The 22,946-nt window shown below is 72.2% G+C and carries 24 protein-coding genes; 7 read left to right on the forward strand and 17 right to left on the reverse strand.

Going from position 1 to position 22,946, the window contains the following annotated elements; translation table 11 throughout:
* Positions 1–40: 40 nt before the first annotated feature.
* Positions 41–1,174, forward strand: a complete 1,134-nt coding sequence (locus K377_RS28575; protein WP_111666435.1) for an Mrp/NBP35 family ATP-binding protein — start codon at positions 41–43, stop codon at positions 1,172–1,174.
* A 52-nt stretch (positions 1,175–1,226) separates the two neighbouring features.
* On the opposite strand, the gene K377_RS28580 is transcribed toward K377_RS28575, so the two are convergent.
* The 5 genes from K377_RS28580 to sigE all read right to left on the reverse strand — a co-directional run bounded on the left by K377_RS28580 (position 1,227) and on the right by sigE (position 6,216).
* Complete coding sequence (locus tag K377_RS28580; protein WP_111666436.1) at positions 1,227–1,892, reverse strand: hypothetical protein; 666 nt, start codon at positions 1,890–1,892, stop codon at positions 1,227–1,229.
* A gap of 134 nt (positions 1,893–2,026) precedes the next feature.
* The gene (locus K377_RS28585) at positions 2,027–2,515 is read right to left on the reverse strand and encodes a sec-independent translocase (protein ID WP_111666437.1); all 489 of its coding nucleotides are present in this window, start codon (positions 2,513–2,515) and stop codon (positions 2,027–2,029) included.
* Positions 2,516–2,669: 154 nt separating this feature from the next.
* Complete coding sequence (locus K377_RS28590) at positions 2,670–4,310, reverse strand: S1C family serine protease (protein ID WP_111666438.1); 1,641 nt, start codon at positions 4,308–4,310, stop codon at positions 2,670–2,672.
* Between the two features lie 140 nt (positions 4,311–4,450).
* On the reverse strand, positions 4,451–5,440 hold the full coding sequence (locus tag K377_RS28595) for an anti-sigma factor (protein WP_111666439.1): 990 nt from the start codon (positions 5,438–5,440) through the stop codon (positions 4,451–4,453).
* Complete coding sequence (sigE, locus tag K377_RS28600; RefSeq protein WP_111666440.1) at positions 5,437–6,216, reverse strand: RNA polymerase sigma factor SigE; 780 nt, start codon at positions 6,214–6,216, stop codon at positions 5,437–5,439. The genes K377_RS28595 and sigE overlap by 4 nt, the downstream gene beginning before the upstream one ends.
* Positions 6,217–6,361: 145 nt before the next feature.
* Here sigE and K377_RS28605 point away from each other — a divergent pair, with 145 nt between their 5' ends.
* On the forward strand, positions 6,362–7,060 hold the full coding sequence (locus tag K377_RS28605) for an O-methyltransferase (RefSeq protein ID WP_111666441.1): 699 nt from the start codon (positions 6,362–6,364) through the stop codon (positions 7,058–7,060).
* Positions 7,061–7,250: 190 nt separating this feature from the next.
* On the opposite strand, the gene K377_RS28610 is transcribed toward K377_RS28605, so the two are convergent.
* On the reverse strand, positions 7,251–7,418 hold the full coding sequence (locus K377_RS28610; RefSeq protein WP_003966491.1) for a DUF3117 domain-containing protein: 168 nt from the start codon (positions 7,416–7,418) through the stop codon (positions 7,251–7,253).
* Between the two features lie 320 nt (positions 7,419–7,738).
* On the opposite strand from K377_RS28610, the gene K377_RS28615 reads away from it, so the two are divergent.
* Entirely contained in the window at positions 7,739–8,542 is an 804-nt protein-coding gene (locus tag K377_RS28615; protein WP_111666442.1) for an enoyl-CoA hydratase/isomerase family protein, read from the forward strand.
* 199 nt (positions 8,543–8,741) lie between these two features.
* On the opposite strand, the gene K377_RS28620 is transcribed toward K377_RS28615, so the two are convergent.
* Both K377_RS28620 and K377_RS28625 read right to left on the reverse strand, forming a co-directional pair.
* A complete protein-coding gene (locus K377_RS28620; protein ID WP_111666443.1) occupies positions 8,742–9,344 on the reverse strand; it encodes a DNA-3-methyladenine glycosylase I in 603 nt (200 codons plus the stop codon).
* Positions 9,341–9,736, reverse strand: coding sequence for a DivIVA domain-containing protein (locus K377_RS28625; protein ID WP_237552014.1), 396 nt, complete (start codon positions 9,734–9,736; stop codon positions 9,341–9,343). Before K377_RS28625 ends, K377_RS28620 begins: the two co-directional genes overlap by 4 nt.
* A gap of 145 nt (positions 9,737–9,881) precedes the next feature.
* On the opposite strand from K377_RS28625, the gene folP reads away from it, so the two are divergent.
* Positions 9,882–10,742 carry a dihydropteroate synthase gene (folP, locus tag K377_RS28630; RefSeq protein WP_111666444.1) on the forward strand — a complete coding sequence of 287 codons (861 nt, stop codon included), beginning with the start codon at positions 9,882–9,884 and terminating at the stop codon, positions 10,740–10,742.
* Between the two features lie 17 nt (positions 10,743–10,759).
* On the opposite strand, the gene K377_RS28635 is transcribed toward folP, so the two are convergent.
* Both K377_RS28635 and dapE read right to left on the reverse strand, forming a co-directional pair.
* Positions 10,760–11,509: a TIGR00730 family Rossman fold protein gene (locus K377_RS28635; protein WP_111666445.1), complete on the reverse strand. Its 750-nt coding sequence runs from the start codon at positions 11,507–11,509 to the stop codon at positions 10,760–10,762.
* Positions 11,510–11,596: 87 nt separating this feature from the next.
* Positions 11,597–12,679: a succinyl-diaminopimelate desuccinylase gene (gene dapE, locus K377_RS28640; RefSeq protein ID WP_111666446.1), complete on the reverse strand. Its 1,083-nt coding sequence runs from the start codon at positions 12,677–12,679 to the stop codon at positions 11,597–11,599.
* 483 nt (positions 12,680–13,162) lie between these two features.
* On the opposite strand from dapE, the gene K377_RS28645 reads away from it, so the two are divergent.
* Positions 13,163–13,606: an ATP-binding protein gene (locus K377_RS28645; protein ID WP_111666447.1), complete on the forward strand. Its 444-nt coding sequence runs from the start codon at positions 13,163–13,165 to the stop codon at positions 13,604–13,606.
* Positions 13,607–13,686: 80 nt separating this feature from the next.
* Here the strand turns inward: K377_RS28645 and K377_RS28650 are convergent, their stop codons facing one another.
* Both K377_RS28650 and fdxA read right to left on the reverse strand, forming a co-directional pair.
* Positions 13,687–14,790, reverse strand: coding sequence for a bifunctional succinyldiaminopimelate transaminase/glutamate-prephenate aminotransferase (locus K377_RS28650; RefSeq protein WP_111666448.1), 1,104 nt, complete (start codon positions 14,788–14,790; stop codon positions 13,687–13,689).
* A 116-nt stretch (positions 14,791–14,906) separates the two neighbouring features.
* The gene (gene fdxA / locus K377_RS28655; RefSeq protein ID WP_111666449.1) at positions 14,907–15,227 is read right to left on the reverse strand and encodes a ferredoxin; all 321 of its coding nucleotides are present in this window, start codon (positions 15,225–15,227) and stop codon (positions 14,907–14,909) included.
* A 140-nt stretch (positions 15,228–15,367) separates the two neighbouring features.
* Between fdxA and K377_RS28660 the strand changes: the two genes are divergently transcribed.
* Together K377_RS28660 and K377_RS28665 are read left to right on the forward strand one after the other, a co-directional pair.
* Positions 15,368–16,405 carry a GNAT family N-acetyltransferase gene (locus tag K377_RS28660; RefSeq protein WP_111666450.1) on the forward strand — a complete coding sequence of 346 codons (1,038 nt, stop codon included), beginning with the start codon at positions 15,368–15,370 and terminating at the stop codon, positions 16,403–16,405.
* 30 nt (positions 16,406–16,435) lie between these two features.
* A complete protein-coding gene (locus K377_RS28665; protein WP_111666451.1) occupies positions 16,436–17,278 on the forward strand; it encodes a transglutaminase-like domain-containing protein in 843 nt (280 codons plus the stop codon).
* Between the two features lie 6 nt (positions 17,279–17,284).
* Here K377_RS28665 and K377_RS28670 read toward each other — a convergent pair whose 3' ends face one another.
* The 5 genes from K377_RS28670 to K377_RS28690 form a co-directional block, all read right to left on the reverse strand.
* Positions 17,285–17,899: a response regulator transcription factor gene (locus tag K377_RS28670; RefSeq protein WP_111666452.1), complete on the reverse strand. Its 615-nt coding sequence runs from the start codon at positions 17,897–17,899 to the stop codon at positions 17,285–17,287.
* Positions 17,896–19,071, reverse strand: a complete 1,176-nt coding sequence (locus tag K377_RS28675; protein ID WP_258395149.1) for a sensor histidine kinase — start codon at positions 19,069–19,071, stop codon at positions 17,896–17,898. The genes K377_RS28670 and K377_RS28675 overlap by 4 nt, the downstream gene beginning before the upstream one ends.
* Positions 19,068–19,808 carry an ABC transporter permease gene (locus K377_RS28680; protein ID WP_111666453.1) on the reverse strand — a complete coding sequence of 247 codons (741 nt, stop codon included), beginning with the start codon at positions 19,806–19,808 and terminating at the stop codon, positions 19,068–19,070. The genes K377_RS28675 and K377_RS28680 overlap by 4 nt, the downstream gene beginning before the upstream one ends.
* A complete protein-coding gene (locus K377_RS28685) occupies positions 19,805–20,722 on the reverse strand; it encodes an ABC transporter ATP-binding protein (RefSeq protein WP_111666454.1) in 918 nt (305 codons plus the stop codon). Before K377_RS28685 ends, K377_RS28680 begins: the two co-directional genes overlap by 4 nt.
* Positions 20,723–20,817: 95 nt before the next feature.
* Positions 20,818–22,881: a hypothetical protein gene (locus K377_RS28690; RefSeq protein WP_111666455.1), complete on the reverse strand. Its 2,064-nt coding sequence runs from the start codon at positions 22,879–22,881 to the stop codon at positions 20,818–20,820.
* Between the last annotated feature and the right edge of the window lie 65 nt (positions 22,882–22,946).

A 22,946-nucleotide genomic window follows, 5' to 3' on the forward strand; every position in this document is an offset into this window, starting at 1 on the left:
GCTTTCCGTGCCCCGGTTACCGCGCCGTACTATCGGTCGTATGGCTAGCGAAGACGCGGTGCGCGAGGCACTCGCGACAGTGAACGACCCCGAGATCCAGCGACCCATCACCGAGCTGGGGATGGTCAAATCGGTGGACATCGGTGCGGACGGAGTCGTCGCGGTCACCGTGTACCTGACCGTGTCGGGCTGCCCGATGCGCTCGACCATCGAGACGAACGTGCGGGAGGCCGTCGCCCGCGTCGAGGGCGTGACCGATGTCCAGGTCACCCTCGACGTGATGAGCGACGAGCAGCGCAAGGAGCTGGCCGCGGCGCTGCGCGGCGGCACCGCCGAGCGCGAGGTCCCGTTCGCCAAGCCCGGCTCGCTGACCCGCGTCTACGCGGTCGCCTCCGGCAAGGGCGGCGTCGGCAAGTCCTCGGTGACCGTGAACCTCGCCGCCGCGATGGCCGCCGACGGGATGAAGGTCGGTGTCGTCGACGCCGACATCTACGGCCACTCCGTGCCGCGCATGCTGGGCGCCGACGGCAAGCCCACCCAGGTCGAGAACATGATCATGCCGCCGTCCGCGCACGGCGTGAAGGTCATCTCCATCGGCATGTTCACGCCGGGCAACGCGCCGGTGGTGTGGCGCGGGCCGATGCTGCACCGGGCGCTCCAGCAGTTCCTGGCCGATGTCTTCTGGGGCGACCTCGACGTCCTGCTGCTCGACCTGCCGCCGGGGACGGGTGACATCGCGATCTCCGTCGCGCAGCTCGTGCCGAACGCCGAGATCCTCGTCGTGACGACGCCTCAGCAGGCCGCCGCCGAGGTCGCCGAGCGGGCCGGGTCGATCGCGGTGCAGACGCACCAGAAGATCGTCGGCGTGGTGGAGAACATGTCCGGGCTGCCGTGCCCGCACTGCGGCGAGATGGTCGACGTCTTCGGCACCGGCGGCGGCAAGCTGGTCGCCGAGGGGCTGACCCGGACGACGGGCGCCGAGGTGCCGGTCCTGGGCTCCATCCCGGTCGACGTGCGCCTTCGCGAGGGCGGCGACGAGGGCAAGCCGGTCGTCCTCTCCGACCCCGACTCCCCCGCCGGCGCGGCCCTGCGCGGCATCGCGGGTCAGCTGGGCGGCCGTCAGCGCGGCCTGTCGGGCATGTCCCTCGGGATCACCCCGCGCAACAAGTTCTGAGGTCTCGCGGTCGCCCCTGGACCGAGCTCCGCTCGTCCAGGGGCGCGCCCGGTCAGGCGTACTTGGTGATGTCCTTGACCACGGAGAAGCCGAGGCCGTAGGCGCTCATGCCGCGGCCGTAGGCGCCGAGATGGACCCCGGCCTGCGTCGACCCGGCGAGGACCCAGCCGTACTCGGACTCCCGGTAGTGGAACTCGGTGGGCACCCCGTCGACCGGCAGCGACAGTACGGCCCAGTCCGAGGACCGGAGATCGTCCGCGAGGACCCACGCCGTCTCGGTCTGCTGCTCCAGCCAGTCGTCCCGGAGCGTGTGGTCCATCTGCCCGGGCCAGGTGTACGACAGCAGCCCCACCCCGGCGAGCCAGGCCGCCGAGGAGACGGACGTCGCCTCCAGCACACCCGTGCCGTCGGCGCTGCGCCGTACGGGATTGGCGGCGACGGTCACCACGACCGCGAACCGCTCCGCGGCGTCCCCCTGGAGGGTGCCCTCGCTCCGCACGGAGGGCTCGTCACCGTGCCCGATCGAACCGTGCTCCACGGACCCGTCCGCCGTGGTGCCGACCTGCATCAGCCAACGCGGTCCCGTGAAGGCCTCGTCGAGGCCGTACCACGGGAAGGACGCCTGCAGGTATCCGTCGACCGTGCGCCGGGCCCCGGGAACCTGACCGGCCCCCTCGGTGGCCGGCGCCTGCGCGCCCACCCGACTCGTCGTCTCCATGTACCCGGCCGCCTCCTCGCTCAGTTACGGACCGGAGCGGCCCGCCCCCCTCGGGCGATCTCACGTCCGTTCCGCGCAACAACAAGGCAGGATGCCACACCGGGTCCCGAGGGCCCGGTTTCGAGTGGTGTGGTTCAGGTCGCGTCGCTGTCGAAGGGCGGCGGCGTCGGCTTGGCCGGCTGCTCCGTCGACTCGGGGCGCTTCTCCAGGTCAGGACCCTTGGTCATGCTGATCCGGCCGCCGGAAGAGGCGCTGGAGGTGCTGCCGGAGGAGGAAGACACGCCATCGTCGCGCACGTCACCGACGGTCTGCACGGCGTCGCCGACCTCGGCCATTTCCTTCTTCAGGTCGAAGCCGTTGCGGATCTCCTTGAGCCCCAGCTCATCGCTGTCCAGCTGCTTGCGGATGAACGTCTTGGGGTTCAGGTCCTCGAATTCGAAGTCCTTGAACTCCGGACCCAGTTCATTGCGGATGTCCTGCTTGGCGCTGTCCGAGAAATCACGGATCTTGCGGATGGTGCGCGCGACATCCTGGATGACCTGCGGCAGCTTGTCGGGGCCGAAGATGAGCACGGCCAGCACAACAAGCGCTATGACCTCCGGTAGGCCAATGTCGTTGAACACCTTGCACTCCTAGCGTGTCCTCGGCCCGCGGCGGTCTTCAGTAGCAGGTCTTCGGCAGGGTCCGGCAGGGGACCGGTCCACGGTACCCGGCGTACCTGTCCATTTGGTAGCCACCGGGCTACGTCCAGGATCATCTGTGCCGGGTCTTGACCGATCAGCCGCCGTCGGCCGAGCCGAGCACCAGGGACATCTTCCGTTCCTTGCCGTCCCGTTCGACCGTAAGGACCAGTTTGTCCTTGGGCCGGTGGGAGCGGATCTTGACGATCAGTTCCTCGCCGGAGTGGACCCGGACCCCGTCCACCGCGGTGATCACGTCGCGCGGCCGGATCCCGGCCGTGGCGCCCGGCCCGCCGGGGCTGACGGACGAGCCGCCGCTGTTGCCCTTGATGCCCACGCGTGCGCCGTCGCCCGAGTAGTCCATGTCCAGGGTGACGCCGATGACCGGATGCGTGGCCCTGCCTGTGTTGATCAGTTCCTCGGCGACGCGCTTGGCCTGGTTGATCGGGATGGCGAAGCCGAGGCCGATGGAGCCCGACTGGCCGCCGTCCAGTTCCGAGCCGCCGTCGGCGGAGCGGATGGCGCTGTTGATGCCGATGACGCGGGCCTTGGAGTCGACCAGCGGTCCGCCGGAGTTGCCCGGGTTTATGGGTGCGTCGGTCTGCAGGGCGTCGACATAGCTGACGTCGCTCCCGTCGCCCTTCTCGCCGCCCGCCGTGATCGGGCGGTCCTTGGCGCTGATGATGCCGGCGGTGACCGTGTTGGCGAGGTCGAAGGGGGCGCCGATGGCCACGACCGGATCGCCGACCTGCACGCTCTCGGAGTTGCCGAGCGGCAGCGGCTTGAGGCCGTGCACCCGGTCGACCCGGATGACGGCGAGGTCGTAACCGGTGTCGTGGCCGACGACCTTCGCGCGGGCGCTCTCCCCTCCGGCGAACGTGACCGATATCTCACCGCCGGTCCCGGCCGGCTCCACGACGTGGTTGTTGGTGAGGATGTGGCCGCGGTTGTCGAGCACGAAGCCGGTGCCGGTGCCCTGCTCCGACGATCCCTTGGTGTGGATGGTGACGACGCCGGGCAGCGCGCTCGCGGCGATGCCCGCGACGCTGCCGGGTGCCCGGTGGGTGGACTCGGCGCCCGCCTGCGGGAGTTCGACCTCCGTCCCGCCGTTGCGCTCCAGGTACGAGCCGATCGCGCCGCCGATTCCGCCGGAGGCGAGCGCGATCAGTACGGCGCCGAGCACCAGGCCGCGCCGTCCGCGCCCCGGCCGTACCCCGACCGGCCCGCCGCTCTGCGACAGCGAGACGGGCCCGGCCCAGGGGTCGTACCGCTGCCAGGGCGCGGCCGGCGCCGGGTACGGCGACGGTGGCGCTGCCGCGGAGAGTCCCGGGTGCTGGACGGGCGGCGCGGGCGCCCAGGGGCCCGGCGCCCCGTACGGCACCTCCGTGTACCCGTCGTCCCGGGGCTCGGGAAGGGGCTGCGGAAGGGGCTCGGCAGGCGACTCGGGGGCCTCCGGGGCTTCCGGGGCGGAGGCCGGCGGGGCGGCGTCCACCGGCGTATGAGGGGCTTGAGAGGGCTGCGGGTCCCCTTGATCGGCGTGCGGGACGGTGTCGTGGTCGTCGTCGGTCCGGCCGGACCCGGCGGATCCGCCGACCGGCGCGGCAAGGACGTCGGGCTCGCCGCCGGAGGTCACCGCGGGTGCCGGCAGATGCCAGTCGCCGTCGTCCTCCGCCGGGCGCCCCGTGTCGGGTCGGGGGCGGCTCCACCACTTGGCCTTCGTGGGCTTGCCCTCGTCCATGTCCCGCCGTTCTCCCCGCACCCGGCCCGCGGCACGTCACCGCGGGCTCCCGTCCGCGCACCCGGGGGTGGTCCCCGGGACGCGGCCTCACCTGGATTCAACCAGGTTCGGCAGGTCCGGCGAAGGTCGGTCGGGCAGGCTCAGCGGACGGACGAGGGGCGGGAGGAGGCCGTCGGCGCGGCGGTCGGGAGCGCGGCGAGGCCCGACTGCCCCGAAGCGTCGAGGCCGGTCACCTCGGTCGACGTGTGCGGGTTCAGAGCGAGGGAGACCACGGGGACGGTGGCGGCGGGACGTATGAGGGGGGTCATGCGAGCCGCCGCGGAGAGCATCGGGGTGGAGAACGGATAGCTGGCGCTGTCCGCGTGGCCACCCCCCGGCAGCATGGGTGCGCTCGACCCGGTCGAGTCGACCGGTGCGGCGAGGGCGCCGCCGCTCTGGCCGAGCAGCGGGGAGAGCGTCCTGCGGCGCTGGGCCTCGGGCGTGGACGCGGCACCGGCCGCCTGGCTGCGCAGGGGCGTGACATTGCTGTTGCCACCGCCTCCCGTGCCGCGGGCGTCGGAGGTGTCTGCGGGGATGCCGGACGAGACGCCGCCCAGCGCGATCGCGGCGAGCGAGACCGCCCCGGCCGCGGCGAACGCGAACCGGCGCCCGCGCGAGGCCCGGTCGCTGTCGTGCCGGTCGCGGCTCACCTCGTGGATGCGGAAGCCGTGCTGGGGAGGGAGCACGGCGGCATGGGCGCCGGACGGTGCGTAGCCGAAGGGCTCGGGGTCGACGTCGAACACGCCGTTGCCCAGGCCCCGGACGTTGCCGAAGGCTCGGCCCGTGCCGAAGCCGGCGCCGCCGAACGGTGTCCCGTCGTCGTCCTGGCCGCCACCGGCGGGCAGGCCCTGAAGACGGGCGAGGAAACTGTCGCTGGGCGGCGGCGGGGCCACCTCGGCGAAGACGCTCTTGACGCGGCGCTGTGCGTCGGCCTCGTCCTTGCACCGGGCGCAGGTCGCCAGGTGGGCGAGGACGCGCTCCCGGGCGTCGTGGTCCAGCTCGCCGTCGACGAAGGCGGCCAGCCGGTCCCCGAGGTGCTGGTCGGCTGCGGTGAGCTGGCGGTCGGCAGGATTCAGACGTGATCCACTCACGCGGTCGCGCCCCCTCCTCCGAGGACAGGGATCGCCCCCGTCGTCGCCAGGGTGCGGCGCTCCTTGCGGGCCTCCGGCGAGCGGTGCTGCAGGGCCTTGCGCAGCTGCGAGCGGCCACGGTGGATCCGGCTGCGGACCGTGCCCAGCTTCACGCCCAGGGTCGCGGCGATCTCCTCGTACGACAGCCCCTCGATGTCACAGAGGACGACGGCGGCGCGGAACTCGGGCGCCAGGGTGTCCAGGGCCTGCTGCACGTCGGCGTCGAAGTGCGCGTCGTTGAAGACCTGCTGCGGGGACGGCTCGCGGCTGGGCAGGCGCTCGGCGGCGTCGTCGCCCAGGGAGTCGAAGCGGATGCGCTGCTTGCGGCGGACCATGTCCAGGAACAGGTTCGTCGTGATGCGGTGCAGCCAGCCCTCGAAGGTGCCGGGCGTGTAGGTCGACAGCGAGCGGAAGACGCGGACGAAGACCTCCTGGGTGAGATCTTCGGCGTCGTGCTGATTGCCGGTCAGGCGGTAGGCGAGCCGGTACACCCGGCCGCTGTGCGTGCTGACGATCTCCTCCCATGTGGGCGGAGTCCACGCCTGGGATTCCGCGTCAGCGGCAAAGGTCGCGGTCTGCTGCGCGGAGTCAGTGGTGCGGAATCGGTCAGCGGTGTTGGTCACAGATTTCGGCTCACCCGCCGACCTGAGAAAGCGCCGCAGCACTCCTCCCCGATCCACAGGCGCAGCCGCACCTCCCCTGTCGGCTCTGGTGGTGTCCAGTGGAGCCCCTACCATAGCCACCTCGCCCGTTAGCTCCGGATAAGCGTTTTTACTCAGATTTGCCGGTCGCCTCTCGGCCACCCGATCTGGCGCTGTCGCCATCCCGCTCTCCCCCGCTTCGTCCTGCTCTTTCCCCCTGCTCTCCTAAACGCCCGGTCCCATCTGCGAGTTCCCGCCACCAACGGATAAAGTCACGCGCAGGCAACCACGGGGACAGGAGAGGGCCATTACCGGCAACCGGCAGACGAGTTGGGCGTTCGCCGACGCCTATGTCGCCGAGGACGAGGCACTGCGCTGGGCCCGGGACCGGGCCCGGGACGCGGGGCTGCGCTCGGTGTCACCCGGCGCGGGCGCGGCCCTGGGGATGCTCGCCGCCACCGTGGGGGCCAAGGCCGTCGCCGAGATCGGTACGGGCACGGGCGTGTCCGGAATCCATCTGCTGCACGGCATGCGGCCCGACGGCGTCCTGACCACGGTGGATCCGGAGCCGGAGCGGCAGCAGTTCGCGCGGCAGGCGTTCCGCGCGGCGGGCTTCGCCGCCAATCGGGCCCGGTTCATCCCGGGGCGGGCGCTGGACGTGCTGCCACGGCTCGCGGACAGCGGGTACGACCTCGTCTTCTGTGACGGGGACCGGATGGAGTCGCTGGAGTATCTCGGCGAATCGTTGCGGCTGCTGCGGCCGGGTGGGCTGGTCTGTTTCGAGGGGGTCTTCGCCGACGGGCGGACCGTGGACTCGGGGCCGCAGCCGGTGGAGGTCGTGCGGCTGCGGGAGTTGTTGCGGGCCGTACGGGAGTCCTCCGAGCTGGTGCCTTCGCTGCTGCCCGTCGGAGATGGGTTGCTCTGCGCCGTGAAGCGCTAGAGGGGCGATGGTGCGGTGGTCGCGCGACGGCGCCGTCCGTCGTGGCTGGTCGCGCAGTCCCCGCCCCTGACGGGGCGCCCGTTGGCGCGGCCCGCACATAGGGACCGCACCCATCCTGAACTGCGAAAACACGACCGCCCCGGCACCGGATGTGTGCCAGGGCGGTCGAAAAGGTATGGTCGCTTTCGCGTCAGCCGACGACCTTCTTCAGGGCGTCGCCGAGGGCGTCTGCCTCGTCCGGCGTCAGCTCGACCACGAGCCGACCGCCGCCTTCGAGCGGAACGCGCATGACGATGCCCCGCCCCTCCTTGGTCACCTCGAGCGGGCCGTCACCCGTTCGCGGCTTCATGGCCGCCATGCTCGTTCCCCTTCCTGAAACCAGCTCACATCAGCGCCGACGGCCCCCTGAACGGGCACTCATCACCGGCATCGAACACATTGCTTCTAGGCCATTATCCCGCATCGCAGGACCCGATGACCAACATCGGCAGGCATCGCTTGCGCAACGCGCTTGAGCAAAACCACTCAATTCGGGGATGTGGCTGCGATACTACGCCGCTCTCGCGCCTCTTCCGTGACGCAATTGTTTGACGCAGGTCACATGCCGGGGGCGTTCCGCGGGCCGTGATCTCCGTCATGCTGTGCACGGACGACTAAGCAACCGCATAGGAGGCTCCCATGGCCGACGCCGTGCTCTACGAGGTGAGCGACGGGCTCGCGACGATCACGCTGAACCGCCCCGAGGCGATGAACGCGATGAACACCGAGGCCAAGGTCGCCCTCCGCGACGCGGTACAGGCCGCCGCCGGCGACAAGGCGGTACGGGCGGTGCTCCTCACGGCGGCCGGCGACCGGGCGTTCTGCGTGGGCCAGGACCTCAAGGAGCACATCGGGTCGCTGATGGCGGACCGGAAGGCGGGCCAGGGCGGCACCATGAGCACGGTGCACGAGCACTACAACCCGATCGTCCGGGCGCTGACCCAGATGCCGAAGCCGGTCGTGGCGGCGGTGAACGGCGTGGCGGCCGGTGCCGGGTTCGGGTTCGCGCTCTGCGCGGACTACCGGATCGTCGCGGACACCGCCTCGTTCAACACCTCGTTCGCGGGGGTCGCGCTCACCGCCGACTCGGGCGTGTCCTGGACGCTGCCCCGGCTGATCGGTCCCGGGCGCGCCACCGATCTGCTGCTGTTCCCGCGCACCATCACGGCGCAGGAAGCGTTCGAGATCGGCGCCGTGAACAAGATCGTGCCCGCGGACGAGCTGGCGGAGACCGCCCGCAAGCTGGCGCTGCTGCTCGCGTCCGGCCCGACGGTCGCCTACGCCGCGCTCAAGGAGTCGGTCGCCTTCGCCGCCGACCACTCCCTCGACGAGGCCCTGGAGAAGGAGGACGTGCTGCAGTCGCGGGCCGGCGCCTCCGAGGACCACGCCATCGCGGTCCAGGCCTTCATCGCCAAGGAGAAGCCGAAGTACCTCGGCCGCTAGGGCCTGTCTCCCAGATCCCTCCTGCCCCGCGACGCCTGGCACGCGCTCTCGCCGCACCGGGCACAAGGCCGAGTACGCCCAGTACGAGGCCTCGCACCCGGCGCTCCCCCAGCCTTCGGCCGGGGGGACCCCCTAGAGCACGCACCAGCCGCCGCAGGGCCCGCCCTTCGGGCGGACGGAGGGATCTGAGAGACAGGCCCTAGCCCTCCCGCACCTCCGTGCGGGCGACGCAGTCCGCCAGATGGTCGTTGACCAGCCCGCACGCCTGCATCAGCGCGTACGCCGTGGTGGGGCCGACGAAGCGCAGGCCCCGCTTCTTCAGCTCCTTGGAGAGGGCCTTCGACTCGTCGGTGCTCGCCGGTACGTCGGACAGCAGCCGCGGGGCCGGGCGCTCGGCGGCGTCCGGGGCGAAGGACCAGATGAGGCGGTCGAGGTCGCCGGCGGGCCAGTCGGCGAGCACCCGAGCATTCGACAGCGTGGCGTCGACCTTCGCTCGGTTGCGGATGATGCCGGGGTCGGCCAGCAGGCGCTCGCGGTCGGCGTCCGTGAAGGCGGCGACGTCCGCGATCTTGAAGTGGGAGAAGGCGGCGCGGAAGGTCTCGCGGCGGCGCAGGATCGTGATCCAGGAGAGCCCGGACTGGAAGGCCTCCAGGCTGAGCCGCTCGAAGAGCGCGTCGTCGCCGTGGACCGGGCGGCCCCACTCGGTGTCGTGGTACGCGACGTAGTCCTCGGTCGACAGGCCCCAGGGGCAGCGCGGCCTGCCGTCGGGGCCGGGGATCGCGGCGCCGGTCGGCTCGCTCATCGCAGCCCCTCCCCCGGCTCGTCCAGGTATCCGCCGGGCGGGGCGAAGCCGCTGTCGGGCCGGCGGTCGTACGGCTGCTGCCGTGCCTGTGTGTGGGCCGTGGCGAGCGCCGACTCCAGCTCCGTGATGCGCGCGTCCCGCTCGGCGAGTTCGGCGCCCAGCCGGTTCAGCGCGTCGTCGACCTCCGCCATGCGGTAGCCGCGCACGGCGGTCGGCAGCCGCAGCGCGTCCACGTCGGCCGGGCCGACCGGGCGGTCCTGCGGCAGCGGGTCGGCGTAGAACTGGGACGGCTCGTCGCGCAGCGTGCCGCCGTCGCCCCCGCCGACGATCGCGAGCGTCACCGCTCCGACCACCACGACGAGCGCGACGACCAGAAACAAGAACATGACCATCTGTGCCGTCCCCTGGCTCGACCGGGCCGGCCTTCACGCAGCCCGAAACCGTCAGGGTCCGATCGTGCCATGCCGCACTGACGGTTAAGGTCGCAGGCGACCGTTGATACGTGATTGCAGTGGGATCCAGAGGAGAGTCACAGGGATGCTCAGGCTGGGCCGGCACGAGTTCGCCGCGCACGAACCGGTGATCATGGCGATCGTGAACCGGACCCCCGACTCCTTCTACGACCAGGGCGCCACGTTCCGGGACGAGCCCGCGCTCGCGCGAGTCGAACAGGCCGTCGCCGAGGGTGCCCTGATCGTCGACATCGGCGGGGTGAAGGCCGGTCCCGGCGAGGAGGTCGACGCCGACGAGGAGGCGCGGCGCACCGTCGGTTTCGTGGCGGAGGTGCGGCGGCGCTTCCCCGACGTGATCATCAGCGTCGACACCTGGCGGCACGAGGTCGGCGAGGCCGTGTGCGAGGCGGGCGCGGATCTCCTCAACGACGCGTGGGGCGGCGTCGATCCGAAGCTGGCGGAGGTCGCGGGCCGCTACGGCGTGGGCATCGTGTGCACGCACGCGGGCGGCGCGGAGCCCCGTACCCGGCCGCACCGGGCCACGTACGACGACGTGATGGCGGACATCCTGGACGTGACGGTGTCCTACGCGCAGCGGGCGGTGTCGCTCGGCGTGCCGCGCGAGTCGGTGCTGATCGACCCGGGCCACGACTTCGGGAAGAACACCCGCCACTCGCTGGAGGCGACGCGGCGCCTTCCGGAGATGGTGGAGACGGGCTGGCCGGTGCTCGTGTCGCTGTCCAACAAGGACTTCGTGGGCGAGACCCTCGACAAGCCCGTCAAGGAGCGGGTGATCGGGACGCTGGCGACGACGGCGGTGTCGGCGTGGCTGGGCGCGCAGGTCTACCGGGTGCACGAGGTCGCGGAGACGCGGCAGGTGCTGGACATGGTGGCGTCCATCGCGGGCCACCGGCCCCCGGCGGTCGCCCGCCGGGGACTGGCCTGACCACGCGCGCGAGCGGTCTACTTGCCGGTCTCCTTGGTGACCAGCGTGATCGCCTCCTCCACGTCGTCCGTGACGTGGAACAGCAGCAGGTCGGCCTCGCTGGCCTTGCCCTGCGCGATGACCGTGTTCTTCAGCCAGTCGACGAGCCCGCTCCAGTACTGCGTACCGAACAGGACGATCGGGAAACGCGTCACCTTGGTGGTCTGGACGAGGGTGAGCGCCTCGAACAGCTCGTCCAGGGTGCCGAGGCCGCCGGGCAGGACGACGAACCCTTGCGCGTACTTCACGAACATCGTCTTCCGGACGAAGAAGTAGCGGAAGTTCAGGCCGAGATCGACGTACTGGTTGAGCCCTTGCTCGAAGGGCAGTTCGATGCCGAGGCCGACCGAGATGCCCTTGGCCTCCACGGCGCCCTGGTTGGCGGCCTGCATGGCGCCGGGTCCGCCGCCGGTGATGACCGCGAAACCGGCCTCCACCAGGGCCTTGCCGATCTCGACGCCCGCCGCGTACTCCGGTGAGTCCTGGGGTGTGCGGGCGGAGCCGAACACACTGATCGCGGGCGGCAGTTCGGCGAGCGTGCCGAAGCCCTCGATGAACTCGGACTGGATGCGCAGGACCCGCCAGGGGTCGGTGTGCACCCAGCCCGACGGGCCCTCCGTGTCGAGCAGACGCTGGTCGCTCGTCCCGGGCTGCACCTGGTCACGGCGGCGGACCACCGGTCCCGTCCGCTGCTCCTTGGGACGTCGCGTGCCCTCGGGGTTGCTCATTGTCCGCTCCCTTCCTGCGCAGTCATCACGCACTTACGTAGAGCAAGGGTAGGTCTACGCGGGTTACATGCGAGGGACCCCGACGTATCAGGGAGCGGTGAGCCAGGCGGCGAGGACCTTCTCGCCCTCCAGGATCAGCCGGGTGTCCACCCGCTCGTCGATCTTGTGGGCGTAGATCGGGTTGCCCGGTCCGTAGTTCACCGCGGGCACGCCGAGGGCGCTGAACCGGGAGACGTCGGTCCAGCCGAACTTCGGGCGCGCCTCGCCGCCGACGGCGGCCAGGAAGGCGGCCGCCGCGGGGTGGTTGAGGCCGGGCCGGGCGCCGCCGGTGTGGTCGTCGACGATGAACTCGTCGATGGGGCAGCCGGCGAAGAAGTCCCGGACGAACCGCTCCGCGTCCTCCATGGAACGGTCCGGGGCGTAGCGGAAGTTGACCGTGACGGAGCAGGCGTCGGGGATGACGTTCTTGGCGAGCCCGCCCTCGATGGCCACGGCGTTCAGGCCCTCGTGGAACTCCAGGCCGTCGACGACCGGCTTGCGGGGCTCGTAGACGGCGAGGCGCTCCAGGATCGGGGACGCGGCGTGGATGGCGTTCTTGCCCATCCACGCGCGCGCGGAGTGCGCCCGTTCGCCCGAGACCTTCAGGATGACGCGCAGCGTGCCCTGGCAGCCGCCCTCGACCAGGCCCTCGGTGCCCTCCAGGAGGATCGCGAAGTCGCCCTCCAGCCAGTCGGGGTGGGCGTCGGCCACATGCCCGAGCCCGTTGAGGTGGGCGGCGACCTCTTCGTTGTCGTAGAAGACGAAGGTGAGGTCGCGGTTGGGCTCGGTGACGGTCCGCGCGATCCGGAGCTGGACCGCGACGCCCGACTTCATGTCGCTGGTACCGCAGCCCCACAGGGTGACGCCGTCCTCGTCGAGGCGGGAGGGGACGTTGTCCGCGATCGGGACCGTGTCGATGTGGCCGGCCAGGATGATCCGCTCGGCGCGGCCCAGGTTCGTCCGCGCGACCACGTTGTTGCCGTACCGGTCGACGGTGAGGTGCGGCAGGGCGCGCAGGGCCTCCTCGACGGCGTCCGCGAGCTCTTTCTCGCTTCCGCTGGGCGAGGCGAAGTCGACCAGCTGGGCGGTGAGGCGGGCGGCGTCCTGGGTGAGGTCAAGCGTGCGATCCATGGCGCCGATCCTAGACGGGAGGCACCCGGCCGCCGTCGCCCGTCCCGGGTCTTCCGCGCGGGCCGGGAGTGGACCGCCGGGGAAACGGGCAGAAGCGGCACACGGCACCGAACCCGTCGAAGCCGTCGCGGCGCGCGGCCGTCGGCGCGGTTCGAATCGCCACTGGGCAGGAGTACGGACTGTCACCCGATAGGGGCACGCGGATCTCGTCCGGCGGGCGTAGCGGACCTGCGCTCGGGCGAGGCTCGGCGCGGGCCACGATCCCCTTGGGACAAGGGGCTTCCGGCGGTTTTCGGGCCCGCGCGGGCGGCGGCGTTTGCCCGTTTTTATCCGCAGCAGATAATGCGACGCATTGCCAACCCTTTACGTTGCCGACCCGCAACCTTCCCGGGGCGTCGGCCTGTTGTCTGGGCGTCCGACCGCCGCACGGCAACGCCGCACGGTGACCGGGCACCAAACGTTCTCTCCCGTCTAAGGAGCATCATGTCCCTCCCCCTGACCCGTCGGATCGCCCAGGCCGCGCTGCTCCTTGCGGCAGGAGCGGCACCCGTGGTCGGTGCGGCCGGCTCCGCGAGCGCTGCCGAACTGCCGGCCACGCCCGACCTCGGTGGTGTGACCGCGCTGGACGGCGCGAACCTGGGCAACACCGTCGACGGAGCGACCCAGAACGCCACCGGCATGGCCGGTGACACCGGGAGCAAGGCCGTGAAGAAGGCCGTTCCGGCGGCCGGCAAGACGGTCGGCAAGGGTGCCAAGACCGCCACCCCGGCGGCGCAGAAGGCCGCGGGCGACCTGGCCGGCAGCACCGGCGACGTGGTCGGCGACACCGCCGGCACCGCCACCAAGGGCGGTCTGCCCACCGACTCCCTGACCAAGGGCGGCCTGCCGACCGAGTCCCTCCCGGTCCAGAGCCTGCCGCTCGGCTGAGTCGCGCGCGACTGATCGACGAAGGGGCGCCCCGGACCTGTGACAGGTCCGGGGCGCCCCTTCGTGGTGCTCGGGAACCGTCAGGCGAGCCGGTCCACGGCCGCCCGGATCCGCTCGTCGGACGCCGTCAGGGCGACCCGGACGAAGGAGGCCCCGGCCTCACCGTAGAAGTCGCCGGGCGCGACCAGGATGCCCAGCTCGGCGAGATGGGCGACGGTGTCCCAGCAGGACTCCCCGCGGGTCGCCCACAGGTACAGGCTCGCCTCGCTGTGCTCGATGCGGAAGCCGTGCTTCAGCAGCGCCTCGCGCAGCAGTTCGCGACGGGCCGCGTAGCGGGCGCGCTGCTCGTGGACGTGCTCCTCGTCGCCGAGCGCCGCGACCACGGCCGCCTGCGTCGGGGCGGAGGTCATCATGCCGCCGTGCTTGCGGATCTGGAGCAGCGGGTCGAGGACCGCCGCGTCACCGGCGAGGAACGCCGCCCGGTACCCGGCCAGGTTCGAGCGCTTGGACAGCGAGTGGACGGTGACCAGGCCCTCGTACGAACCGCCGTTGACCTCCGGGTCCAGGATCGAGACCGGGTCGGCCTCCCAGCCCAGCTCGATGTAGCACTCGTCGGAGAAGACGAGGATGCCGTGCTCGCGGGCCCAGGCGACGATGCGGGTCAGCTCGTCCTTGGAGAGCACCCGGCCCGTCGGGTTCGACGGGGAGTTGAGCCACAGGAGCTTGATCCCCGTGGGGTCGAGCTCGGTCGGGTCGTCGTAGGAGACGTACTCCGCGCGGGCCAGGCGGGCGCCCACCTCGTACGTCGGGTAGGCCAGGCGCGGATAGGCGACCTTGTCGCCGGGGCCGAGGCCCAGCTGCGTCGGGAGCCAGGCGACCAGTTCCTTGGAGCCGACGACCGGCAGCACGTTGTGGTGCGTCAGACCGCGGGCGCCGAGTCGCCGCTCGCACCAGGAGACCAGGGCGTCGCGCAGCTCCGGGGTGCCCCAGACCGTGGGGTAGCCGGGCGAGTCCGCGGCGCCGATCAGCGCCTTCTGGATCAGCTCGGGGACCGGGTCGACGGGGGTGCCGACGGACAGGTCGACGATGCCGCCCGGGTGGGCCGCGGCCGTCTTCTTGTACGGCTCCAGCTTGTCCCAGGGGAAGGTCGGAATGCGGTCGATGGGGGCCGGGACTGCGGACACCTGTCAGCTCACTTCTCTCACGGGTCTCACGGAATGGTGGACAAATGCCACGGTCCCGTACGGCAGTGGAAGCCGTACGGGACCGGGGCAGCGCCTGTGCGTACCGCTGTGCGCAGTTACTGGTTCTGCGGCGGCAGCGCGGCGATGAACGGGTGGTCCTTCTCGATCAGGCCCATCTTCGAGGCACCACCGGGCGAACCGAGCTCGTCGAAGAACTCGACGTTCGCCTTGTAGTAGTCCTTCCACTCCTCCGGAGTGTCGTCCTCGTAGAAGATCGCCTCGACCGGGCAGACCGGCTCACAGGCACCACAGTCGACGCATTCGTCCGGGTGGATGTACAAGGACCGGGAGCCCTCGTAGATGCAGTCGACCGGGCACTCCTCGATGCACGCCTTGTCCTTGACGTCGACACAAGGCTGCGCGATGACGTAGGTCACGCTGTCGTTCCTCCTCGATAGGGCGCTGGCGGGCCTCCGCAGGCTCCGCCGCCTGGCGCGCGGGAGCGCGGCGTCGTCGATGCCCGCACCTAGTATCTCCGTTCCCGGCCATGATCCGAACAGGAGGGGTGGGCATAGCTGTGGAATTCTCTGCCGGCGGACGGCTCGAAGTCCGCATCTCGGGCGATGACGTGGGAAAACGCGTCTCTGTGCGACGGGTGAGCGAGGACGGACCCGCGGGTCGGAAGTTCACCGACACCGTCGGTGTTCTCACATCGTGGAACGACGGTGTGCTGCTCATCACACGAAGGGGCGGCGAACGCGTGGCGATCGAGGATTCCGCACTGGTCGCGGGGAAGGTGGTGCCCGCCGAACCGGCCCGCCGCCGCGGCCCTTCCGCGACCTTCGCCGAGCTGGCGCACGTCGGCGCGCGGGCCTGGCAGCCGCTGGAGAGCGAGCCGCTCGGCGAGTGGCGGCTGCGGGCCGCCGAGGGCTACACCAAACGGGCCAACTCCGTGCTGCCCCTGGGCGACCCGGGCCTTCCGCTCGACGACGCGCTGGCCCACGTCCGTCAGTGGTACGCGGCCCGGGGGCTGCCCGTCTACGCGCAGGCGGCGACCGGCGCCGAGGGGACCCAGGAACTGCTCTGCGCGGAACTGACCGCGCGCGGCTGGACGGACATGTCGCCGACCCAGGTGCGGATCGCCGCGCTCGCGCCGGTCGGGGACCAGCCGGACCCCGGCGCCGAGGTCGTCCTCACGCGGCAGCCGTCGGCCGAATGGCTCGCGCGCTACCAGCGCAAGGGGGCGAGCGAGGTCGCGCTCAAGGTGCTGTGCACCGGCCCGTCGGTGTGGTTCGCGACCGTGCCGGGCGAGGGCGGTGCGCCCGCCGCGATCGGGCGGTGCGTGGTCGACGGACGGTGGGCCGGGTTCGGCGCCGTGGAGGTCGACCCAGCGCAGCGGCGCCGCGGGCTCGCCACGAAGGTCATGACGGCGCTCGCCCGGCAGGCCCTCGACGAGGGTGCCTCGGCGGCCTGGCTCCAGGTGGAGGCGGACAACGAGGGGGCGCGCGCGCTCTACGACCGCATGGGTTTCGCCACGCATCACACCTACCACTACTACCGTGCACCGGAGCACCAGGACGGCATCGGCGGTTCTGTCCACCGCCGCGCCCGCTAATCGATCGGCCTGAAAGGGCACGAGGCACGTATGTCCCCGCACCTGTCCCCCCGTTCCACCGAACTCCGGCGCCGGTTCGCCGAGGAGGCCCGGGCCGAGCGGCCCGATCTCGCGCGGCTGTGCCTGCTCCTCGCCGCGGAGGCGGACGACGGGCTCGACGAGGCCGGGATGGACGCCGTGGAGATCGAGCTGGACGAGCTGGCCGGGCGGCTGCCGTTCCGGCCGGGCGGGCCGCGGGCCTGGGCGACGGCGCTGGCCGAACTGCTCGGGGCGCAGGTCGGGTTCCACGGGGTGCCGGGCGGCTACCAGCGGCTCGAGTCGTCGCTGCTGCACGAGGTCGTACGGCGTCGGCGCGGGCTGCCGATCCTGCTGTCGGTGGTGTGGATGGAGGTCGCCCGGCGGGCCGGGGCCCCGGTGTACGGGGTGGCGCTGCCCGGGCATTTCGTGGTCGGGTTCGGGCCCACGGAGCACCAGGTGCTCGCCGATCCGTTCGACGGGGGGCGGGTGCTGACCGGGCCCGACGCCGAGCTCCTGGTGGCCGGGGCGACGGGGGCGCCGCTGGACGCCTCGATGCTGCGGCCCGCCGATCCGCTGGAGGTCGTGCTGCGGATCCTGAACAACGTACGGGCGTGGGCGGCCACCCGGCCCGAGCGGTCGGACGTGTCGCTCTGGGCCGTGGAGTTGTCGCTGCTGCTGCCCTCGCATCCGGCGCGGCTGCGGTACGAACGGGCCCAGCTGTTGGTGCAGCGGGGTGAGTTCGTGCTGGGCGCCGTCGAGCTGGAGGCCTACGCGGAGGTGGTCGGGGCCGTGGACGGTGCCGCTGCCGAGCTGGTGCTGGGGCAGGCCCGGGCCGCTCGGGCGATGCTGAACTGAGCCTCGCTACAACCAGCCCTTCTCCTCGGCCACCCGGACCGCCTCCGTCTTGTTGCGGACCGCCAGTTTCTGGATGGCCACCGAGAGGTAGTTGCGGACCGTGCCCTGGGAGAGGTTCAGGGAGCGGGCCAGTTCGGCGTTGGTGCGGCCGTCGGCTGCCGCGCGGAGCACCTCGCGTTCCCGGTCCGTGAGCGGATTGGCGCCCTCGGCCAGGGCCGCCGCGGCGAGCGTGGGGTCGATGACGCGTTCGCCGGCGAGGACCCTGCGGACGGCCTCCGCGAGCTGGGCGGCCGGGGCGTCCTTGACCAGGAACGCGTGCGCGCCCGCCTCCATGGCCCCGCGCAGATAGCCGGGGCGGCCGAACGTGGTCAGGACGACCACCTTCACCCCGGGCTGCTCGCGCGTCAGCCGCGCCGCGGCCTCGATGCCCGTACAGCCCGGCATCTCGATGTCGAGCAGTGCCACGTCCACCGCGTGGTCGCGGGCCGCCGCCAGGACCTCGTCGCCGCGGGCCACCTGGGCGACGACGTCGATGTCGGGTTCCAGGCCGAGCAGCGCCGCGAGGGCCTCGCGGACCATCGACTGGTCCTCGGCGAGCAGCACCTTGATCGGGGTGGTCATGCGGCGGATCCTACGGAGCCCGCCGGGACCCGGGCCACCAGGCGGAACCCGCGCCCGGCGGCCGCCCCCGCGTCCAGGGAGCCGCCGACCGCGACCAGGCGTTCGGCGAGGCCCGTCAGCCCGTTCCCGGCAGGGGCGCCCGCAGGGCCCGCGCCGTCGTCCTCCACGGTCAGCTCGACGACCGGGCCGTCCAGGGTCTCGCGACGGGTGACGTCGACGGCGCAGCGGCGGGCGCCGCTGTGCCGTACGACGTTGGTGACGGCCTCGCGCAGCGACCAGGCGAGCGCCGCCTCCCGGGCCTCGGGCAGGACCGGGGCCTCGGCCGGCACCGTCGCCTCGATGCCCGCCGCCGTCAGCGCGACCTGGGCGCCCGCGAGTTCGGCGGTCAGACGGGGCCGCCGGTAGCCGGTGACGGCCTCGCGCACGTCGACCATGGCCTGGCGGCTGACCTTCTCGATGTCGGCGACCTGGTCGGCCGCCTTGTCGGGGTGGTCGGGGAGCATCCGGCCCGCCAGTTCGCTCTTCAGGGTGATCAGGGAGAGCGAGTGCCCGAGGAGGTCGTGCAGATCGCGGGCGAGCCGCAGCCGCTCCTCGTTGGCGGCGAGCTGCGCGACCTGCGCCCGCGCCTCCCGCAACTCCCGCGTGGTCCGCACCAGTTCCCGTACGCCGATCATGGAGAAGCCGCCGAGCAGGGCCGGGACGACGAGCCAGTACTGCGGGTCGGTGTGGCGCAGCAGGCCGACGCCGACCATGACGGCCGTCGCCGCGACGACCGCGATCCGGGAGTGGCGCAGCGGCAGGACCGCGCCGAGGGCCACGGACACGTAGACGAACAGGACCAGCCACTCGGGCCCGAGGGTGAGCGAGAGGACGACGGCGAGGACGGGCAGCACGGTGAGGCAGGCGCGGGCCGCGAACCGGCCGGGCGGGCGGCCCGTCTGCCGCATCACGAGGCCGATGTACGCGACGACGAACACCGCGAGGCCCAGGCAGCCGAGGGTGGTGGCCGCCGCGCCGTGGTTCCCCTGGGCGAGATCGGCGACCGGGCTGCCGAGGAAGGCCAGCCACATGGCGATCCACAGGAGCTTCACGAAGAACTCGCGGCGGCCCTCCGGCGGCTGCCCGACCCTCGGGACCCGGCCGGTCGGGTCGCCCTCCGTCTCGGTGCTCACGCCTTCAACGTGTCCTTCCGGTACAGATACGCCGCGCCGCCCGCGAAGAGCAGGAAGTAGGCGACGATCAGCGCGACGTCCTTGGCGTGCGGGGCGCCGCCCAGCTCGATGGCCTGGCCGAGGGCCGCGTAGGCGTGCGTGGGCAGCCACTTGGCGATGTCCTGGAGCCACTGCGGGAACGTCGTGGTGGGCATCCACAGGCCGCCCAGGATGGACAGGCCGAAGTAGGTGATCATCGTGATCGGGCGGACGGCGTCACCGCTCGCGATGTAGCCGATGGCCACCCCGAGCGCGGCGAAGCAGAGGCTGCCGGCCCAGATCGCGCCGGTCAGCGCGAGCCACTGCCAGGCGTCGAACCGTACGTCCTTGAAGACCGCGGCGACGACGAAGACGATCACGATGGACGGGAGCGAGACGACGGCGGCGCTCGCGGTCTTGGCGAGCACGTAGCCGCGGCCCGGCAGCGTCGTGAGCCTCAACTGCCGTACCCAGCCGCTCTCGCGCTCCTTGGCGATGCGCTCGCTGTTGCCCATCAGGACCGCGGTGAGCGCGCCGAAGGACGCCATGGAGACCATCATGAACGCGGGCAGGTTCAGGCCCGTGCCGTCGACGATGTCCTTGCTGTCGGACTGGCCCGCGATGAGCAGGAACAGCACCGAGGGATAGATGACGGAGAAGAAGAGGAACTTGCGGTTGCGCAGGGCGCGCACGAGTTCCAGTCTGATCAGGCTGTTCATCGCGACTTGGCCTCCTCGGCCTCGGTGATGGCGACGAAGGCCTGCTCCAGGCCCAGCCCGGCGACCTCCAGATTGCGGGGGTAGACGCCGAGCCCGTACAGGGCGTGCACGGTCGCGTCGGCGTCGGTGGACTGGATGCGGACCGTCTGGCCGGAGATGTCCACGGAGGTGAGGAACGGCAGCGCCTCGATGGCGGCCGTGCCGGCCTCGTCGAGGGGGCCCTCCAGGTCGAAGGAGACCTTCCGGGCGCCCGCCTTCGCCTTGATCTCGGCGGCGGTGCCGTCGGCGAGCAGGCGGCCGCGGTGCAGCACGAGGACGCGGTCGGCGATCGCGTCCGCCTCCTCCAGGTAGTGCGTGGCGAACAGCACGGTGCGGCCCTGGTCGGCCTGTTCGCGCATGGTCGCCCAGAACGCCTGGCGGGCGGAGACGTCCATACCGGTCGTCGGTTCGTCGAGGACGATGAGATCGCTGTCGCCCGCGGTGGCGAGGGCGAAGCGGACGCGCTGTTCCTGGCCGCCGGAGAGCTTGTTGACCTTGCGGTCGGCGATCTGGGTGATGCCGGCCCGGCTGAGGACGTCGTCGGTCTTGTACGGCTTCGGGTGCAGGGCCACCGCGAGCTGGACGAGTTCGCGCACGGTCACCTCGTCCATCAGGCCGCCGCTCTGGAGCATGGCGCCGACCCGGCCGCGCACGATCGCGTCGCGCGGGCTGAGGCCGAAGACCCGTACGTCGCCGGTGTCGGCGGGGCGCAGGCCGAGGAGCAGGTCGAGGGTGGTGGACTTGCCGGCGCCGTTCGGCCCGAGCAGGGCGACGGTCTCGCCGGGGTGCAGGGCGAGGCTGAGCCCGTCGACGGCCCGGACGGCGCCGTACGTCTTCGTCACCCCGGTGAAGGTGACCGCTGCGTCTGTGTTCATGACGCCATCGTCGCCGCTGGGCGGCGCGGTACGGCAGTGCCTCGTGTCGCGCGTCCCGCATGACATCTGTCATGCGGGACGGGCGGTGCGTCCGGCTAGCCGGCGTTCGTGGGGATGTCCACGGTGCGCTCGGCCTTGGTCCTGCCCAGCAGCGCCTTGCCCATGGCCTGGGCGACGTCGGTCGGCTGGACCGCCGTCTTCTTGCCGGTGCCGCGGGTGATCAGGACGCCGTCGAAGGTGTTGCCGTAGAGCGTCTTGAGCGCCGCCAGGTTGTACGTCTCGACGAGCTTGCCGTCGACCGCCTTCATGCCGAGCACCTTCGGCAGGGAGATGGCGGGGCCGAAGTCGATCTGCTTGCCGCCCGCCGTGATGGTGACGTTGGCGGACATCGCGGGCTCGGCGAACTGCTTCATCTTCCGGTCGACCTCGGCGTTCGGGACCGTCGGCTGCTGGGTCGAGGTCGCCACCTGGACGGGTGCGTCCTTGCCGGTCTCGACGTGCGCCCGGTAGGCCTCGGCGACGGCGCCGGCCGACTGGTCGACGTCGATGCCCTTGCCCGCCTTGCCGTAGACCGCGACGGCCTTGCCGGGGACGAACTTGATCGTGCCGTCGCCGGAGGCGGCGCTGCCGCCCGCCGCGTCCTGGAGCGCCGCGTGCAGCTTCTCCTCGTCGACGGGCATGACCGGCTGCACGACCCGCTGGTTGCCGAAGAGCGAGCCGATCACCGACACCGGGTTGTAGTCGCTGCCCGCGGCCGCCGAGACGGTGGCCGCGCTGTCCAGCGAGAGGCCGGACTGGTCCGGCTTCAGCTCGACGGTCTTGCCGTCGACCTCCAGCTTCAGGGGGTCGCCGGTGCGCTTGCCGAGCGTGCTCTCCAGCTTGGCGGCCGCCTCGTCGCGGGTGCCGCCGCCGATGTCGACGCCGAGGACGGTGGTGCCCTTGGGGACGTCGGAGTGGTTCATGAGCAGGCCCGCGCCGTAGGCGACACCGGCCACGCCGACGACGCCCGCGCCGAGCAGGACCAGCTTGCTGCGGCCCTTCTTCTTTTTCGCGGGGGCCGGGGTGCTCTGCACCGGGTCCGGCAGCTTCGGCGGGGTGTGCGCCACCGGTCCCGCGCCCGGGCCCTGCGGCGCGAACGGGGAGCCGGGGCCCGCGCCCTGGCCGGGCTGCGGGACGACCGGGATGCCGCTGGTGAGCGTGTCACCGGAGACGTTGCCACCGGAGCCGGGGGGCTCGGGGGCCGGGACCTGCGGCGTCAGGATCGCGGTGTCGTCGCTCATCCGGGGCGGCGTCGGGGCGCCGGCGCCGGGGCCCACCGGCGGGTTCGGTGCGCTCGGCGGCGTCAGCATCGGGCCGTCGCCGGTGACGGGACCACCGGTGGGGCCCGCGGGGCCACGGCCCGGGGTGCCCGGCCGGCCGGGGCCGTCGGGGCCGCCCGGCGCGTTCCCGCCCGGGTTTCCGTTCGGGTTGCCGCTCGCGTTCGGGTTGCCGCTCGCGTTCGCGGAGAAGTACGGCAGGTCACCGCGGTCTCCCGCGCCCGGACCCTTCGGTCCCTGCGGGGCACCGCCGCCGAGCGGTCCGGCCGCGACGGCGCCGGACACGTCGAAGCCGCCGGAGGTACCGGCGGACGTACCGCGCGGGGCGCCCGTGCCGGGGGCCGGAGCGCCCGGGCCGGCCGGACGCTGCGGGGCGGCCGGGGTCGTCTTGCGCGGCGCGAACCAGTCGCTGGTCTTCTCGGGCTCGCCGGACGCATCCGGCTGTGGGGCGTCGGCCGGAGCACCGGCGGACGCGGCGGGGCGGACATCGGCGGCCGGCGCCTGCGGCGTCTGCGGGGCGGCGGGACCGCGGCCCGGCTCGGCCCCCTGGGACCCGGCGGGACCGTCGGACCCTCCAGCCCCTCCGGCCCCTCCATCGACGTCGCTCATCGGCGTACGCATCACGACCGGCGGGATCGGCCGGGAGCCCGGGATGTTGATCCGGATCCGGGTGGTCAGCGTCGTCTCGGTCTTGGGGCCGTCCTGGTCGCCCGGCGGTGTCGGCTCGGCGTCCCCGGACGCCGCGCCCTGCGCGGACGTGCCGTACGGAGGCGTCCCGGACGGGTAGGCGGCTGCGCCGCGCCCCTGGGGCCCGGAGGACGAACTGTCAGTTTCACGACTCAAGGCAGGTTCTCCCGGTTGGCTCCGCCGCCCGTCTCGACCTCGCGCGGGCTGTTCGGCGGCGCGCA

Origin of the sequence: Streptomyces sp. PsTaAH-137 (genome assembly GCF_003259365.1) — a bacterium.
Lineage (GTDB): Bacteria > Actinomycetota > Actinomycetes > Streptomycetales > Streptomycetaceae > Streptomyces.